This window comes from Kutzneria viridogrisea DSM 43870 (assembly GCF_000525635.1).
In the GTDB taxonomy this organism is placed as follows: Bacteria; Actinomycetota; Actinomycetes; order Mycobacteriales; family Pseudonocardiaceae; genus Kutzneria; species Kutzneria viridogrisea.
Window position 1 is genome coordinate 1,261,749 of the sequence record NZ_CP007155.1, and the last position, 15,915, is coordinate 1,277,663.

15 protein-coding genes are annotated in these 15,915 nt (G+C 69.0%); 13 read left to right on the forward strand and 2 right to left on the reverse strand.

The genetic code is table 11. The features are described 5' to 3' along the window. Positions 1-48: 48 nt before the first annotated feature. The 9 genes from KALB_RS05875 (at position 49) to KALB_RS05915 (ending at position 10,133) form a co-directional block, all read left to right on the forward strand. Complete coding sequence (locus tag KALB_RS05875; RefSeq protein ID WP_025354795.1) at positions 49-1,335, forward strand: ABC transporter substrate-binding protein; 1,287 nt, start codon at positions 49-51, stop codon at positions 1,333-1,335. Then, positions 1,335-2,216, forward strand: coding sequence for a carbohydrate ABC transporter permease (locus KALB_RS05880; protein ID WP_025354796.1), 882 nt, complete (start codon positions 1,335-1,337; stop codon positions 2,214-2,216). Before KALB_RS05875 ends, KALB_RS05880 begins: the two co-directional genes overlap by 1 nt. Then, on the forward strand, positions 2,213-3,061 hold the full coding sequence (locus tag KALB_RS05885; RefSeq protein WP_025354797.1) for a carbohydrate ABC transporter permease: 849 nt from the start codon (positions 2,213-2,215) through the stop codon (positions 3,059-3,061). Before KALB_RS05880 ends, KALB_RS05885 begins: the two co-directional genes overlap by 4 nt. Before the next feature lie 144 nt (positions 3,062-3,205). Continuing rightward, on the forward strand, positions 3,206-4,864 hold the full coding sequence (locus KALB_RS05890) for an ABC transporter substrate-binding protein (RefSeq protein WP_025354798.1): 1,659 nt from the start codon (positions 3,206-3,208) through the stop codon (positions 4,862-4,864). 1 nt (position 4,865) lies between these two features. Next, positions 4,866-5,846 (forward strand): ABC transporter ATP-binding protein, encoded by a 981-nt coding sequence (locus KALB_RS05895; RefSeq protein WP_025354799.1) that lies wholly within the window; start codon positions 4,866-4,868, stop codon positions 5,844-5,846. Continuing rightward, positions 5,843-6,823 (forward strand): ABC transporter permease, encoded by a 981-nt coding sequence (locus KALB_RS05900; protein WP_025354800.1) that lies wholly within the window; start codon positions 5,843-5,845, stop codon positions 6,821-6,823. The genes KALB_RS05895 and KALB_RS05900 overlap by 4 nt, the downstream gene beginning before the upstream one ends. A gap of 3 nt (positions 6,824-6,826) precedes the next feature. Continuing rightward, complete coding sequence (locus KALB_RS05905; protein ID WP_025354801.1) at positions 6,827-7,717, forward strand: ABC transporter permease; 891 nt, start codon at positions 6,827-6,829, stop codon at positions 7,715-7,717. Continuing rightward, a complete protein-coding gene (locus tag KALB_RS05910) occupies positions 7,710-8,705 on the forward strand; it encodes an ABC transporter ATP-binding protein (RefSeq protein WP_030107839.1) in 996 nt (331 codons plus the stop codon). Before KALB_RS05905 ends, KALB_RS05910 begins: the two co-directional genes overlap by 8 nt. 24 nt (positions 8,706-8,729) lie before the next feature. Beyond that, positions 8,730-10,133, forward strand: a complete 1,404-nt coding sequence (locus KALB_RS05915) for a GH1 family beta-glucosidase (protein ID WP_030107838.1) — start codon at positions 8,730-8,732, stop codon at positions 10,131-10,133. A gap of 54 nt (positions 10,134-10,187) precedes the next feature. Here the strand turns inward: KALB_RS05915 and KALB_RS05920 are convergent, their stop codons facing one another. After that, the gene (locus KALB_RS05920) at positions 10,188-11,741 is read right to left on the reverse strand and encodes an alpha/beta hydrolase (RefSeq protein ID WP_042221718.1); all 1,554 of its coding nucleotides are present in this window, start codon (positions 11,739-11,741) and stop codon (positions 10,188-10,190) included. Between the two features lie 201 nt (positions 11,742-11,942). Between KALB_RS05920 and KALB_RS05925 the strand changes: the two genes are divergently transcribed. From KALB_RS05925 to KALB_RS05935, 3 genes are read left to right on the forward strand one after another with little or no spacing between them, the layout of a single operon-like run. After that, entirely contained in the window at positions 11,943-12,518 is a 576-nt protein-coding gene (locus KALB_RS05925) for a hypothetical protein (RefSeq protein ID WP_148309367.1), read from the forward strand. Next, positions 12,515-12,835, forward strand: coding sequence for a transcriptional regulator (locus KALB_RS05930; RefSeq protein WP_025354804.1), 321 nt, complete (start codon positions 12,515-12,517; stop codon positions 12,833-12,835). Before KALB_RS05925 ends, KALB_RS05930 begins: the two co-directional genes overlap by 4 nt. After that, a complete protein-coding gene (locus tag KALB_RS05935) occupies positions 12,822-13,145 on the forward strand; it encodes a DUF1707 SHOCT-like domain-containing protein (protein WP_025354805.1) in 324 nt (107 codons plus the stop codon). Before KALB_RS05930 ends, KALB_RS05935 begins: the two co-directional genes overlap by 14 nt. A gap of 736 nt (positions 13,146-13,881) precedes the next feature. Here the strand turns inward: KALB_RS05935 and KALB_RS05940 are convergent. Further along, positions 13,882-14,808, reverse strand: a complete 927-nt coding sequence (locus tag KALB_RS05940) for a catalase family peroxidase (RefSeq protein ID WP_025354806.1) — start codon at positions 14,806-14,808, stop codon at positions 13,882-13,884. A gap of 133 nt (positions 14,809-14,941) precedes the next feature. Between KALB_RS05940 and KALB_RS05945 the strand changes: the two genes are divergently transcribed. Next, a complete protein-coding gene (locus KALB_RS05945; RefSeq protein WP_025354807.1) occupies positions 14,942-15,889 on the forward strand; it encodes an acyl-CoA desaturase in 948 nt (315 codons plus the stop codon). Positions 15,890-15,915 lie beyond the last annotated feature (26 nt).

Consider the following 15,915-nt stretch of genomic DNA (forward strand, 5'->3'; position numbering starts at 1 on the left):
CGACTTAGGTTAAGCCGTGTACTAAGTGGGAGTGAGCGGGAGCACAGGATGAAGAGTCAGTGGCGACTCGCCGGTGTGGTCTTGGCCGGCGCTCTGCTCGTGACCGGCTGTGGTGGCGGCGGTGCCGCGGCCACCGGCGGCAAGGTGGACCTCAGCTTCTGGGACTGGGATCCCAACATGGACCAGGTCGTGGCGATCTGGAACACCGCCCACCCGGACATCCACGTGACCCTGACCAATCCCGCGGGCGGTGACCAGCTGGTGGCCAAGATGGTCACGGCGCACCAGGCTGGCAACGGCCCGGACCTGGCCAAGGTGGAGTACCAGTCGCTGCCCTCGCTGGTGTCCAACGGGGTTGTCGCCGACATCAGCCAGTACACCGCCGACACCGTCCGGCAGTTCGACGAGCCCACCCTGCGCTCGACCAGGTTCGACGGCAAGGTCTACGGGGTCCCGCAGGACGTCGCCCCACTGATGTTGTTCTACCGCAAGGACATCTTCCAGCAGTACGGCATCGAGGTGCCGACCACCTGGCAGGACTACGCCACCGCGGCGGCCACCCTGCACCAGAAGGCGCCCGCGGTGTCGATGACCAACTTCGACGCCGCCGACCCCGGCTGGTTCACCGGGCTGATGCAGCAGGCGGGCGCCGACTGGTGGAGCGCGAGCGGCGACACCTGGCGCGTGGACATCAACGGCTCAGCCTCCAAGAAGGTCGCCGACTACTGGCAGAAGCTGGTGGCCGACGGGCTGGTAGCCAAGAACCCGTCGTTCTCCCCGCAGTGGAACAAGCAGATGAACGACGGCTCGCTGGCCACCTGGATCTCCGGGGCCTGGGCGCCGGCCCAGCTCGGTGGCATCGCGCCTGCCACCAAGGGCAAGTGGGCTGTGGCCCCGCTACCCGCGTGGAGCCCCGGGGACAGGGCCACCGGCATCTGGGGCGGTTCGGCCACCACCGTCACCGCGGACGCCAAGCACCCCGCGGAGGCCGCGCAGTTCGCCTCCTGGCTGAACACCGACGCCGAGGCGATCACCGCGCAGATCAGGCAGATCAACATCTACCCGGCGGCCACTGCTGGTCGCTCGCTGCCCGTGCTGTCCTCCCCTCCGGCGTTCTTCCCGGACCAGGCCAATTTCTACGACTTGGTCAAAGGCGTGGCACCGACCGCGCGCAGCTTCTCCATGTGGGGGCCGAACGTCACGGTGACCTTCAGCGGTTACACCGATCGGTTCGCAGCCGCGCTGCAATCCGGCGGTTCGTTCGGTGCGGCGCTGGACGCCGTGCAGAGTTCGACAGTGGCGGACATGAAGAAGCTCGGCTTCGCGGTGAGCTGATGGCCGCCACCCGAAGGCTCAGGCGCACCGCGCTGCCGTACCTGCTGGTGCTGCCCGCTGTCGTGCTGTTCCTATTGTTCGTGCTGGTGCCCGGCGGCTACGCGTTGGTGCTCAGCTTCCAGGCCCGCAAGGTCTCCGGCGGTCTGCTCGGCTCCAGCACCACCCAGGTGTTCGCCGGGCTGGACAACTACCGCGCCGTGCTCGCCGACACCGAGTTGTGGTCAGGGATCGGGCGCATGGTCCTGGTCGGGGTGATCGTCATCCCGGCCACGGTGGGCCTGGCCCTGCTGTTCGCACTGCTGCTGGACGTGCCGAGGGTGCGCCTGGCCAAGGTCACCAGGTTGGCGATCTTCCTGCCCTACGCCGTGCCCGGGGTGATCGCCACGCTCATGTGGGGCTTCCTGTACCTGCCGGCCACCAGCCCGATCGGTGGGGACCACGTGGACTTCTTCAGCTCGGTTGGCGTGTTCTTCTCCGTGGCCAACATCTCCGTGTGGGGCGCGGTGGGCTTCAACATGATCGTGTTGTGCACCGCCCTGCGCTCGGTGCCGACCGAGGTCCACGAGGCCGCGCGCATCGACGGCTGCACCGAGCTGGGCATGGCCCTGCGCATCAAGATCCCGCTGTTGCGACCGGCGATCGCCATGTGCGCGTTGTTCACCGTGCTCGGTTCGCTCCAGCTGTTCAATGAGCCGAACACTCTGAAACCCTTGTCCAACGCCATATCCAGCACCTGGGTGCCGCTGATGAAGATCTACGACGATGCCTTCGTGGACTCCGACCTGAACCACGCCGCGGCCACCTCGGTGCTGTTCACGGCGGCGGCGCTGCTCGTCTCCTGGGTGGCCTCGCGCTTCGTGCAGTCACGGGCCGCATCATGACCGTGGTCCGGCGGCGCCCTGCCCCGCTGCCGACACTTCTGCTCGTGCTCGGCGCGCTGTACTGCGTGGTGCCCACGCTGTGGATCCTCGTCGCGGCAACGAAGTCGCGCACCGAGCTGTTCTCGACCTCGACCTACCTGCCCTCGTTCGGCGGGGGCCTGCTGAGCAACCTCGCCGACCTCTCGGCCTATGACGGCGGCATTTTCTGGCACTGGATGCTCAACAGCTTCGGCTACGCCGCGATCGGCGGTGTCGCGGCCTCGCTGGTGTCCGCTGCCGCCGGGTACGCGCTGGCGATGTACCGGTTCCGGGGTAGGACCCTGCTGTTCAACGTGATCCTGGCGGGCGTGTTGCTGCCGCAGATCGTGCTGGCCATCCCGCAGTACCTGGTGCTGTCCAAGGTGGGGCTGGCAGGCGGTTACCTCGCGGTGCTGTTGCCACAGCTGTTCAACCCGTACGGCATCTACCTGTGCCGGATCTACGCCGCAGCCTCGGTGCCGCAGACCCTGTTGGAGGCGGGCAGGCTGGACGGGGCGGGGGAGTTCAGGCTGTTCGCCACGGTGGGTCTGCGGCTGATGACCCCGGGGCTGGTGACCGTGTTCCTGTTGCAGTTCATCGCGATCTGGAACAACTTCCTGCTGCCCTTCGTGATGACCAGCGATGACGGGAAGTTCCCGCTCACCGTGGGCCTCTACAGCCTGCTGCGGCACGGGGCCGCCGAGGCCTCGCTGTACTCGTTGGTCATCACGGGCACCCTGCTGGCCGTGCTGCCAGTGATCGTTCTTTTCCTTGCCCTGCAACGCTACTGGCGGCTTGACCTGGTCAGTGGTGCGGTGCGCGGATAGTTATCTCACGACTTAAATTTAGCCTAAATTCGTAACCTGTTCGTTATTGACGTGACGGGGGTCACCGGGGTTGACTCCCGTCACTGATCCCGGGCAGGACGGCGCGGTGCGGACCGTCGCGGCTCGACGAGTAGGGAGAAGCCCATGCGCGTCAAGCGATCGGTTGTACTCGTGCTGGCGGGTGCGCTCGCGCTGACCGGCCTGGCCGCCTGCGGTGGCGGGGCCAAGCAGGCCAACACCGGGGCGGTGCTCAACGTGGGCATGCCCAACGGGCCACAGACCAACAACAGCAACCCGTTCATCGTCTCCTCGGCGGCCTTCTCGCTGGGGTACCGCCGAATGATCTACGAGCCGCTGGTGATGACCAACGCGGTCAGAGTCACCGAGCCGGGAAAGCCCTGGCTGGCGACCAAGTGGGACTGGTCGGAGAACTACCACAAGCTGGTGCTCACCATCCGCGACGGGGTGAAGTTCTCCGACGGCCAGCCGATGACCGCCGAGGACGTGGCCTACACCTTCCAGTTGCTCAAGGACAACCCCGGGCTGAACTACGACGCGCTGCGACTGGGCGGGATCAGTGTCAGCGGCAACCAGGTCACGCTGACCTTCGACAAGTCGCAGTTTGTCAACCAGGTCAAGATCCTGCGGACCTTCGTCGTGCCCAAGCACGTCTGGTCCAAGGTGGCCAACCCCACCACCGACACCGTGGCCAACCCGGTGGGCACCGGGCCTTACACGCTGAAGTCCTTCACCCCGCAGACGGTGACGCTGACCGTGCGCGACAGCTACTGGCAGGACCTGCCGAAGGTCAAGGAACTGCGCTACACCTCGTACAACGACAACAACGCGCAGACCACCGCGCTGGGCAACGGTTCCTGCGAGTGGAGCTTCACCTTCATCCCGAACTACAAGGCGGTCTACACCAGCAAGGACCCCGAGCACTTCAAGCTGTGGTTCCCAGCGATGCTGGCCGTGCACGGCCTGTGGTTCAACACCGAGCGCAAGCCCTTCGACAACCCGGTGCTGCGCAGGGCGATGAGCATGGTGGTCAACCGTGACGACATCTTCAACCAGGGTGAGGCGGGGTACTTCTACCCCAAGGCGGACAACGTCACCGGCATCCCCACCCCGGCCGGCGACTCCTTCATCGCGCCCGAGTACCAGGGCAAGACGATGAAGGTCGACATCGCAGGCGCGAAGAAGCTGTTGACCGACAACGGATTCCGCTACCAGGGCGACACGCTGCTTGACACGACGGGCAAGCCGGTCACGCTCACCCTGAGCAACCCCTCGGGTTGGTCTGACTACATCACCGACCTGGAGATCCTCAGGGACAACTTCGCCAAGATCGGCATCACGGCAACCGTGGACAAGGCCAACCAGGACGCGTGGCTCAAGGCCGTGGACACCGGGAACTTCGACGCCGTCATGCACTGGACCAACGACGGTGCCACCCCGTACGACCTCTACCAGAACATCATGGACGCCAGCCTGTACAAACCCGTGGGCACCGGCGGGGTCAGCGGCAACTACGGCCGGTTCTCCAGCCCGGAGGGGACCCAGGCGCTCCAGCGGTACGCCGAGGCCGCCGACGACGCGGGCCGCGCGGCGGCGCTGGCCACCGTGCAGAAGATCATGGTGGAGCAGCAGCCGGTCATCGCCACCTCCGCGGCCAACGCGGGCGGGGAGTACAGCACTCGCAACTGGGTCGGCTGGCCCGACGAGCAGAACCCGTACGGTCCCGCGCAGCCCACGCTGATCAACGCGCTGGACATCGTGCTGCACCTGAAGCCGGCGTCCTGACATGGGCGAGGTCGTGCTGGAAGTGGTGGAGATGACCAAGCACTTCCCGGTGCGCAGGCGGGGCCGCGAGGCGCTGACCCGACTGCGCCGGGCGGTGCGGGCGGTGGACGGGGTCAGTTTCACCCTGCGCCGCGGCCGGGTCACCGCGATGGTGGGCGAGTCCGGCTCCGGCAAGTCCACGGTGGCCAAGGTGGTCGCGCAACTCGACCCGCCGACCGGGGGCGAGATCCGGCTGCACGGTCAGTCCGTGCGGGTACGCGGCGGGCGGGCGTTCCGTGCCTACTGCCGCCGGGTTCAGATGATTTTCCAGGACCCGTTCGCCTCGCTGAACCCCGTGCACACCGTGCGCTACCACCTGACCAGGGCGCTGCGGGTGCACGGCAGGCCCGCTGCGGACCTGCCGGAACTGCTGGCACAGGTGCAGCTCAGCCCGCCGGAGCGCTACCTGGACAAGTTCCCGCACGAGCTGTCCGGTGGGCAGCGCCAGCGGGTGGCCATCGCCAGGGCGCTGGGCGCGGGCCCGGAGGTGCTGCTGGCCGACGAGCCGGTCTCCATGCTGGACGTCTCCATCCGGCTCGGCGTGCTCAACTTGCTTCGCGACTTGAAAGAACAGCTCGACCTGGCGATCCTCTACATCACGCACGACATAGCCTCGGCGCGCTACTTCGCCGACGACACGCTGGTGATGTACGCGGGCCGGGTAGTGGAGGGCGGGGACAGCGAGACCGTCACGCAGGCCCCGGCCCACCCCTACACCCAGTTGCTGATCGACTCCGCCCCCGACCCCGAGCGCAGGATCAGCCCGGACACCGTGGGCGGCGAACCACCGAGCCTGATCGACCCGCCCGCCGGGTGCCGGTTCCACCCGCGCTGCCCCAAGGCGATGGCCCGCTGTGGAGAGCAGGCCCCGCCCCGGCTGGAGGTCGGGGACCGGCCGGGTCACTGGGCGGCCTGCTGGCTGTACGAGGAGGCGGCCTCATGAGCTACCTGTTGCGGCGCACGGGTTTCTACCTGCTCACGGCCTGGATCGCGATCACGATCAACTTCCTGCTGCCCCGGCTGATCCCGGGCGACCCGGTGATGTCGCTGATCAACCGCGCGCAGGGACAGCTCAGCACCCAGGCGATCCAGTCCCTGTACGTGCTGTTCGGGCTGAACAAGGACGAGAGCATCTTCGTGCAGTACGGGCACTACTGGGCGCAGCTGCTGCACGGGGACCTCGGCCTGTCCTTCGCGTTCTTCCCGACCCCGGTGGCCTCGGTGATCGCCGACAGCCTGCCGTGGACCCTGGCCCTGGTCGGCATCACCACGCTGGCCAGCTTCCTGCTCGGCACCGCGCTGGGCGTGTACGCCGGGTGGCGGCGCGGGTCCTGGCTGGACCTGGTCATCCCGGTGACCACGTTCCTGTCCTCGGTGCCCTACTTCTGGCTCGGGCTGATCGCCATCGCGCTGTTCGCCGGGGTCAACGGGATCTTCCCGTCCTCCGGGGGCTACGAGCCGGGACTGGTACCGGGCTGGGACCCGGACTTCCTGCTCAGCGCGGTGCAGCACAGCCTGCTGCCCGCCGTGACGATCCTGCTCTCCTCGATGAGCGGCTGGATCCTGAGCATGCGCAACATGATGGTGACGGTGGCTGCCGAGGACTACGTCACCGTGGCGCACGCCAAGGGCCTGTCCGAGCGCCGGGTGATGGTCAGCTACGCGGCGCGCAACGCCTTGCTGCCCAGCGTTTCCGGCTTCGCGCTCTCGCTGGGGCTGGTGGTCGGCGGCACCCTGTTGGTGGAGATCGTGTTCTCCTACCCCGGACTGGGCTTCGAGCTGTTCCAGGCGGTCGGGGCCAAGGACTACCCGCTGATGCAGGGCATCTTCCTGATCATCACCCTGTCCGTGCTGGCGGCCAACTTCGTGGCCGACCTGGCCTACCTGGTGCTGGATCCGCGCACCCGACGGGAGGGCTGACCGGTGCGGCTCAACGCGAAGACCAAGATCGGGCTGGTGCTGCTGGCGGGGTTCGCGCTGTTCGCGGTGATCGGCCCGTGGATCGCGCCGTACGACCCCACCGAGCGCGGCGGGGACCTGTTGCAGCCGCCTTCCGCCCAGCACTGGTTCGGCACCACACACCTGGGTCAGGACATCCTCAGCCAGGTGCTGACCGGGACCCGTGGCGTGCTGCTGGTCGGCTTCGTGGCCGGTGTGGTGGCCACCGTGCTTGCCGTGCTGGTCGGCATCGCCTCCGGCTACCTCACCGGGCTCGCCGCCGAGGGGCTTTCCGCGGTGTCCAACGTCTTCCTGGTGATCCCGGCCCTGCCGCTGATCATCATCGTGGCCTCCACCCTGCCCGGGACCGGGGACTGGACGATCGCGCTGGTGATCGGCCTGACCTCCTGGGCCTGGGGTGCGCGGGTGCTGCGCGCGCAGACCTTGTCCTTGCGCCGCAGGGACTACGTGCAGGCGGCGCGGGCCACCGGCGAGCCGACCTGGCGCATCATCGGGTTCGAGATCCTGCCCAACCTGACCGCGGTCATCGCCTCGGGCTTCGTCGGAACGGTGATCTTCGCGGTGCTGTCCGAGATCACCCTGGCGTTCATCGGGGTCTCCGACATCTCCGACTGGAACTGGGGCACGATCCTGTTCTGGGCGCAGAGTCAGCAGGCGCTGGCCCAGGGCGCCTGGTGGTGGTTCGTACCGGCCGGGCTGGCGATCGCCCTGCTGGGCACGGCCTTGTCCCTGCTCAACTTCGGCATCGACGAGTTCGTCAGCCCACGCCTGCGGGCCAGTGCGGGCACGGCCAAGGTGCGGATGCGCGTCGGCTTCACGCCCGTGCTGCGGCGCGAGGGAGGTCCCGGTGAGTGAGATTGTGTTGGAGATCAAGGGCCTCAACGTGGACTACGGGCTGGGGGAGCAGTCCGTGCACGCCGTGCGGGACGTGGACCTGACCCTGCGCCGGGGCGAGGTCCTTGGCCTGGCAGGGGAGAGTGGCAGCGGTAAGTCCACTTTGGCCTATGGGCTCACCAGGCTGCTGCCGCCGCCGGGGGTCATCCGGGGCGGCCAGGTGATCTACCACCCCGAGCAGGGCGAGCCCTTCGACGTACTGGGCCTGTCCGACCGGCAGTTGCGCGCCTTCCGCTGGGCGCAGACCTCGATCGTGTTCCAGGGCGCGATGAACTCGCTCAACCCGGTACACAAGATCTCAACTCAGCTCACCGACGTGCTGCGGGCGCACGAACCGGGCAGCACGCGCGCGGCCCGGCTGGCCAGGGCGCGGGAACTGCTCGCGCTGGTGGGCATCCCGGCCGACCGGCTGGACAGCTACCCGCACCAGCTCTCCGGCGGCATGCGGCAGCGCGTCATGATCGGCATGGCGCTGGCGCTGCGGCCCAAGATCGTGATCATGGACGAGCCGACCACGGCCCTGGACGTGGTGGTGCAGCGGCAGATCCTCGGTCAACTGGTCGGGCTGCGCGAGCGACTGGGCTTCTCGGTGCTGTTCATCACCCACGACCTGTCGCTGCTGGTGGAGTTCTCCGACCGCATCGCCATCATGTACGGCGGGCGCATCGTGGAGCAGGCCTCGACGGCAAGCCTGCACAAGGACTCGCTGCACCCCTACAGCCACGGGCTGCTGCACTCCTTCCCCGCGCTGCGCGGGCCGCGCGAGGAGCTCAGCGGCATCCCGGGCTCCCCGCCGGACCTGCGGTCGATGCCCACCGGCTGCGCGTTCCACCCGCGGTGCCCGCACAGCTTCGACCCGTGCGTGCGGCGGGTACCCGAACTCGGTGCGCCACAAGGGCGGCCGGAGCAGGACCGCTCCGTCGCCTGCTGGCTGCACCCGGCCAGTTGACCGACACCACTGGAGGAGAAAGACGTGGACACGACCGCAGAGTCAGTCGAAGCCCAGTACATCGACAGCCTTCCCGCGTCGTTCCGGTGGGGTGTGGCGACCTCCGCTTACCAGATCGAGGGGGCGGTGGCGGAGGACGGCAGGACACCGTCCATCTGGGACACCTACTGCCGGGTGCCCGGCATGGTCGACGGCGGGCACACCGGGGACGTGGCCTGCGACCACTACCACCGGATGCCCGAGGACGTGGCGCTGATCCGCGACCTCGGCGTGGACACGTACCGGTTCTCGGTGTCCTGGCCCAGGGTGCAGCCGGGCGGGCGCGGGCCGGTCAACCCGGCTGGGCTGGATTTCTACGACCGGCTGGTCGACGAACTGCTGCGCAACGGCATCGACCCCTGGCTGACGCTGTACCACTGGGACTTGCCTCAGGAGTTGGAAGAAGCCGGTGGCTGGCCCGCGCGGGACACCGCCTACCGGTTCGCCGACTACGCCATGCTGGTGTTCGACCGGTTGCAGGACCGGGTGCGCACCTGGACCACGCTGAACGAACCCTGGTGCTCGGCGATGCTGGGCTACGCCGAGGGCAGGCAGGCGCCGGGCAAGCAGCACCTGCCCTCGGCCATCGCCGCCGTGCACCACTTGCTGCTCGGGCACGGCCTTGCCACGCAACGGATGCGTGCCGCGGCGAGCAAGCCGGTGCAGCTGGGCATCACGCTGAACATGGGCACCGCGATCCCGAACACGGAGGCGGCGGTGGACCAGGACGCCGCGCGCCGGGCCGACGGCCTTGGCGCGAGGATCTACCTGGACCCGCTGGTGCACGCCCGCTACCCGGCCGACGTGGTCGAGGACCTGGCCAAGGTGGGCATCTCCCTGCCGGTGCAGGAGGGCGACCTGGCGATCATCGCCGCGCCGATCGACGTGCTCGGCGTGAACTACTACTCCAGCCACTACTACTCCGGCACCGACGAGCAGGGCCGCACCGAGGACGCGCAGGGCCACCCGGTGAGCAGGCAGATCCCGCACGGCCACCCGGTGACCGACATGGGCTGGGAGATCATCCCGGAGGGCTTCACGGAGTTGCTGGTCCGGCTCGGCAGGGACTACCCGGGCCTGCCGATGGTGATCACTGAGAACGGCTCGGCCTTCGTGGACGAGCCGGACGCCACCGGCTTCGTCGACGACGTGGAGCGCACCGCCTACTTCGCCTCACACATCGGTGCCGTGGCCAAGGCGCGGGCGGCGGGTGCCGACGTGCGCGGCTACTTCGCGTGGTCGCTGATGGACAACTTCGAGTGGTCCTACGGCTACGCCAAGAGGTTCGGGATCGTGCGCGTGGACTACGAGACCCAGGTGCGCACGCCCAAGCGCAGTGCGCTGTGGTACCGGGACACGATCCGCAGGGTGCGCGGTTCTCAGTCTTAGTTCAAGACCTGAAGGTGGCGCTCCCGCAACGCTGAGGGAGCGCCACCGCCGGTATCAGGGCTTGGCGGCCGGGAACGGCACCACGTTGGCGTTGCAGACCGTGCCCGGTGCGGGCAGGGCCAGGTCCACCAGGTACCTGGCGGCGATCTTGTCAGCGCAGGTGCTGCCGCCGAGGATGCAGTGGCCGAACGCGTCCACGGTCAGCAGGCGGGCGTTGCCCAGCTCCTGGGACATGCGCTTGGCGAACTCGTACTGCGTGGCCGGGTCGTAGTAGTTGCCCACGACCAGCACCGGGTTGGTGGTCTTCTTGTTCCACGGGCCCTCGTAGGGAACCGGGTTGTCCACCGGCCAGCTCGGGCACACCGCCGGGTCGGCCCAGGCCTGCACGCGGCCGAAGGTGGGCATCTGCTTCTCCCACTGGGCCGCGATACGCGGGGTCTGCGAGGCGGGCTGGCTGAACGGCTTGTCCGAGCAGTTCACGCCGTAGTAGGAGTCGTCGGCGGTGTAGAGCGCGTCGGGCAGCACGTCGAAGCGGTTGAGCTTGGCGTCGGCCACCAGCGCCGAGGTGTCCTCAGTGGACTGAACCGACAGCGCCTGCGCGGCCAGCGCGGGCTTGGGGTGCACCGCCTGGTAGACGTCCTGGAACAGCTTGGTCAGCGACTCCAGCTGCGCCGGGCGGTACAGGGTGCTCGCGGTGGTGTTGACCAGCTCCGGGTAGCCGATCTTGGTGCCGTTGGCCAGGGTCACCGGGCCCTTGGCCTTGAGCGTGTCGCGCATGTCGTCGAACTTGGCGCGGGCCCCACCGGAGAAGGCGCAGGCCGCACCGGCCGCGTCGCAGCGCTTGAGCAGCGCGTCCAGCGCGAACTCGAAGCCCTTGGTGCGCTGGCGGTCGTACTCCAGGCCGTCGGACAGCCGCAGCTTCGGGTCCACGTTGCCGTCGATGATGATGGCGCGCGCGTTGTTCGGGAACATGTTGGCGTAGGTGGCGCCGAGCAGGGTGCCGTAGGAGAAGCCGACGTAGTTCAGCTTGGTGTCACCCACGGCCGCGCGCATGCGGTCCAGGTCCCGCGCCACGTCGGCGGTGCTCATGTGCTCCTTGAGCGGGCCCGCGATGCGGCTGCAGAAATCGCCGTACTCGTCGTAGACGGCGAGGGTGTCCTTCTCCTCCTGGCGGCTGACCGGGACCGAGGCGGCCTTGGCGAAGACCCGGTCGTAGTCCTCCTGGGTGTTGAAGCAGCGCAGCGGGGTGCTGCGGCCGACACCGCGCGGGTCGAACCCGATCATGTCGAAGCGGTCGGCCACCTCGGAGGTGAAGTAGCGCGCCGCACCGCTGATCGGCATCTTGTAGCCGGAACCGCCCGGGCCGCCGGGGTTGAGGAACAGCGAGCCGATCCGGTGTGCCTGGTCGTTGGCGGCCCTGCGCATCAGGGCGAGGTTGATCGAACCGGCGTCCGGGTGCTTGTAGTCCAACGGCACGGCGTAGACCGCGCAGGTGTACTTGTCCTTGTCCGCGGCGGGCACGGCGGTCAGATCGGCGGCCGCGCAGGCGCCCCAGGACACCGCCGGGACCGAGGTGGCGGCCGGGGCGGCGGTGGCCGTGGCGGGCATCGCCAGGCTCGCGCCCGCGGCCAGCGCGGCGACGGTCAGCACCAAACCACGTCTGCTGGTGGAGTTCCCTTGCAAATCGCACCCCTCACTCGAGTAGGTATCGAGCCTCACAGAGCGCACGCGCGGGCAAAAGCGACGAACGGAGGGATTTGAGAACAAAGCACTTTGCGGCAGCCGGTACTTTGTGTTACAAAGTTGCAGGTGGGAGACTCGCCGGAAGAGATGCTGGCGCTCATCGCGCAGGAACGAGCCGAGCTCGGCCGACGCAGGGCGGTGAGCCCGGTGCCGACCTTCGCCGCGTGGGGACTGGCCTGGCTCGCCGGGTTCGGGGCCTGCTACCTGGCCGCGACCGGCCTGCTGCCCTGGCTGCTCGCGGGGCTGGTGCTGGGGGTGCTGGTCGCGGTGGCCGTCGTGGTGCCGATCGTGCGGGGAGCGCGGGCGGCCAGCGGGGTGCGGGGCCCGTCCCGGCAACTGGGCCTGATGTACGGGCTGAGCTGGGTGGCCGGTCCGCTCGCCCTGTCGGCGATCAACTCCGGGCTCGGGGCCGGCACGGTGCCGTGGACCGCGAGCGCCATGTTCATGGTGGGCCTGCTCTACCTGGCGGGCGGCATGCTGTGGCGTGACCTCTCGCAGTACCTGCTGGGCCTGTGGGTGCTGCTGTTCGCGGCGATCAGCGTGCACCTCGGGTCGCCGGGCAACTTCCTGGTGCTGTCACTGGCCGGTGGCGGCGGCATGCTCGTGCAGGCCGGGTGGTTGGCGCTGCGGGGCAGGCGATGACCGAACTCGACCCGGTGATCCACGCCCAGGCCCGGCTGCGGGTGATGGTGGCCCTGTGCGGGCTGCGACCCGGTGACCAGCTCACCTTCCCGCGCCTGCAACAACTCCTGGACATGACGGCGGGCAACCTGTCCACGCACCTGCGCAAGCTGGAGGAGGCCGGGTACGTGCGGATCAGCAAGACGCACGAGCGCCGCACCCCGGTCACGCACGTGGCCGTCACCAGTTCCGGCCGGGCGGCGTTCGAGCGGTACACCGACGGCCTGCGCGCGTTGCTGGCCGGTCAGCAGGAGGGGGAAGGCATTGCGGATAGGTGAATCCGAGCGACAACAGGCACGTGAGGCGCTGGACCGGCATCTCGCCGACGGACGGCTCAGTGCCGAGGAGTACGGCGACCGCTCGGTGGCGGTCATGGTCGCCACCACCGAGGAGGACCTCGCGCCGGTCTTCGTCGACCTGCCTGGGTTGCCAGAACCCGTTGTCCAGCAACGAGTTCCGGTCTACGTCCTGGCCGGTGTCGGTGTCACGGCGATGATCGTGGCCACGACGACCGGCCTGTACCCGGTGTACCTGGTGGCCGGGCCGGTCATCTACGCGCTGATGAAGTGGCGGCGCCACAGTGGGTGAGCGGTGTGGGCCGGGCGCTGGTGCGACTCGGCTGCCGCTGGGCGGGATTCGCGCGTTGGTGGGCGGGACTCGCGTACCGGTGGGCGGGACTGGCGCACGGCAGAGTTGGCCTGGCGCGCCAGCGGCCGGGACTCGTGTACGGCAGCGCGGGATTCGCGCACCGGTGGCCGGGACTGGCGCGTCGGAGAGCGGGATTCGCGCACGGTAGAGCGGGATTCGTGCGCAAGTGGGCGGGATTCGGGCGCAGTGGCCGGGATTCGCGCACGGCAGAGTGGGGCTGGCGCGCCAGCGGCCGGGACTCGGGCGCTGGTGGGCGGGATTCGCGTGCCTGACAGCGGGACTGGCGTGCCGGTGGGCGGGACTCGCCTACTGCTGGGCGGGATTCGCTTGCGGTTGAGCAGGACTCGTGCGCTGGTCGGCGGTACTGGCGCGCCGGAAAGCGGGATTCGCGCGCTGGTGGCCGGGATTCGCGTGCCGGTGGGCGGGACTCGCGCACGGCAGAGCGGGATTCGCGTGCCGGTGGCCGGGACTGGTGCGCCTGACAGCGGGATTCGCGCACGGCTGGGCGGGACTCGAGCACCAGCGGCCGGGACTCGCCTACGGCTGGCTGGGACTGGCGCACGGCCGAGCGGAACTCGCGCGCCAGCGACCGGGACTCACGCACCCGACAGCGGAACTCGCGCACCACCGAACGTGACACGCCGGGGGCCGTCACAGCCCCCGGCGTGTCGCGGGCTCAGGCGTCGTGGCTGCGCCGTTCGTAGGACACGGCGTAGGCGGCCTTGCGGATCGCCAGCACCGGGTCGTCGGACAGCTCGATGCCCGCGGTGACCCTGGTCGGGTCGAACACCTGCCCGGCCCAGTACGCCTGGTCGGCCACTGGGGCCTTGATCGTCAGGTGCCCGACCACCAGCTCCGGCCGGTCGGCGGGCCAGGCCTTCGTGCAGTCGTTTGTCGGGTCACCGGGCTCGGCCAGCTGCACGTGCAGGGTCAGCCGCACGGGGCCGTCGGCCAGCCTGCGCTCCAGCTCCTCGGTCAGGTAGGCCTCGTCCCAGTCGGCGGCCTCCTGCTCGGTCACCGACTGCTCGCCCAGGTCCGGCTCCCACCGGTAGCGCACCGACTGCCGCTGCCCCTGCGCGTTGACCCAGGTGAAGGCGTGGATCGCCCAGTAGCGCGCGGTGCCGTAGCTGGTCGGGATGGGCATGGTGCCCACCGCCTGGAAACCCGGTACGGCCTCGGGGTACTCGGCGAGGAAGCCCTGCAACTTGGCCGGGTCGCGCTGGCCGTCCTCGCCCGGGGTCAGTGCCGCCAGCAGCTTGAGGAAGTGCTCGGGGGTGGCGGCGATGAACACCGGCAGGTTGACCCCGACCAGGTCGGTGTCGGTGCCGTCGGCCAGGTGGAACTTCACCGCGATGCCGCGTCCGCTGCGCGAGCCGTCGGGCACGTGCGGGCTGCCGCCCGCGTTGGAGAAGCGCACGGTGGCCGCCACCGGCTCGCCGGTCAGGTGCGCGGCCGTGGTCAGCTCGGCCACCTTGCCGGTGGGCTCGAAGGTCGCCTGGAAGCAGGCGCCCCTCGCGTGGGCCCGCCGGTAGCCGGGGAACTTGCCGCTCGCCTTTTCCATGTTGTCGACGATCTCGACCGCGAGTGGTGGTTGTGCAGTCATGGGAGGTCCAATCCTGGTGTCGCACGAGGTGGGGCTAGACCTACCCCACTTCGAGGTTCCAGGGTTCCTGACCAGCCCGTTGTGGGACGGCAGAGTCACCTATGACAGCACGAACGTCCCTGGAGGTGGCGGCATGACCGTTCAACCGGCACTCGCGAGACCCGACATCGACCCGCAACCCAAGGGCGCGGTCGAGCAGGTGCTGCTCGCGGTGTTCGTGGTGGTGCCTTTCCTGGCCCTGCTCGCCGCGGTGCCGCTGGCCTGGGGCTGGGGGCTGGGCTGGCACGACATCGTGATCGGCGTGGTCTTCTACTTCGTGTCCGGGTTCGGCGTCACGGTCGGCTTCCACCGGCTGTTCACCCACGGCTCGTTCAAGGCCAAGCCCGCGCTGCGGGTGGGGCTGGCGGTGGCGGGCAGCCTCGCACTGGAGATGGGCGTGATCGACTGGGTGGCCACGCACCGCCGCCACCACAAGTACGCCGACCGCGAGGGCGACCCGCACTCGCCGTGGCGCTTCGGCTCGGACTGGAAGGCCCTGACCAAGGGACTGGCCTACGCCCACGTGGGCTGGATGTTCGACACCGAGGTGACCTCGGCCGCCAAGTTCTGCCCCGACCTGCTCGCCGACCGCCGGGTCCGCTGGGTGCACGACCGCTTCACCTGGTTCGTGGTCGCCTCCCTGCTGCTGCCCGCGGTGATCGGCGGCCTGTGGAGCATGTCCTGGCAGGGCGCGCTGACCGCCTTCTTCTGGGGCTCGCTGGTCCGCATCGCGCTGCTGCACCACGTCACCTGGTCGATCAACTCGATCTGCCACACCTTCGGCGAGGAGACCTTCGAGGTGCGCGACAAGTCCCGCAACGTGTGGTGGCTGGCGATCCCCTCGATGGGCGAGTCCTGGCACAACCTGCACCACAGCGACCCGACCTGCGCCAGGCACGGTGCCCTGCCCGGCCAGATCGACCCCAGCGCCGCGGTCATCAGGGCATTCGAACGCCTCGGTTGGGTCACCGACGTGCGCTGGCCCAACCAGGAACGGCTGGCAGCGCGCAGGATCGACCACACCACGCACCGGGCCGCCTGAGCACCCGGCACAATTTACGAGGACGA